Origin of the sequence: Klebsiella sp. JN_Kp126, assembly GCF_033843325.1 — a bacterium.
GTDB lineage: Bacteria > Pseudomonadota > Gammaproteobacteria > Enterobacterales > Enterobacteriaceae > Klebsiella > Klebsiella michiganensis.
In genome coordinates, this window is the sequence record NZ_JAWXQV010000034.1 from 1 (window position 1) to 641 (window position 641).

Sequence of the window (641 nt, forward strand, 5' to 3'; positions counted from 1 at the left end):
TTTTTATCCCTGCATGAACACCACCTCCTATGGAGGTGGTCAGCAATAAGTTGGCTCTGCCAGTAATGCTACTCATGGGAAAATCCGAATCTGTTATCCCCATAACTGATAAGGATTTAACCATGAGTAGATTCCAGAAAGCATCTCATGTGCTCTGGTGTTGTCAATATCATATCGTATGGACACCCAAGTACCGATTTCGCATCCTTAGGAACAATGTTGGTAAAGAGGTCTATAAGCAGATAAGGATCTCAAGTGAGCAGCTCGGGATAGAAGTAGTGGAGCTGAATGTCCAGATAGACCATGTCCATTTGCTGGTAAAAGTGCCTCCACGGCTTTCGATTTCCCATGTAATAGGCCACTTAAAGGGTAAAACAGCCCTTCGATTGTTCAGTAAATTTCCCTACTTGCGTAAGAACAAGCTGTGGGGGAATCATTTTTGGGCAAGAGGTTATTGTGTCGACACCGTAGGTATAAACGAAGAAATGATAAGAAAGTACGTGAAGTATCAGGAAAAACATGAAGTTGAAGAGAGCCAGCTTCCACTGAAAGAAGTGTGAAGGGAAGGCTCTCTGAGTCTGGACTTAGTGCGCCCCTATGGGGCGAAATCAATGCCACCTGCTATGCAGGTGGTTTTTTAC

The 641-nt window shown here is 44.1% G+C and carries 1 protein-coding gene; it reads left to right on the forward strand.

All coding sequences use genetic code 11. From position 1 onward, the window contains the following. Positions 1–122: 122 nt before the first annotated feature. Positions 123–560, forward strand: coding sequence for an IS200/IS605 family transposase (gene tnpA, locus SIK97_RS00995; RefSeq protein ID WP_032751944.1), 438 nt, complete (start codon positions 123–125; stop codon positions 558–560). The last annotated feature ends 81 nt before the right edge of the window (positions 561–641 follow it).

Coding starts and splice junctions, on each gene's coding strand:
- tnpA (WP_032751944.1), top strand. CDS start 123: ATGAGTAGATTCCAGAAAGCATCTCATGTGCTCTGGTGTTGTCAATAT.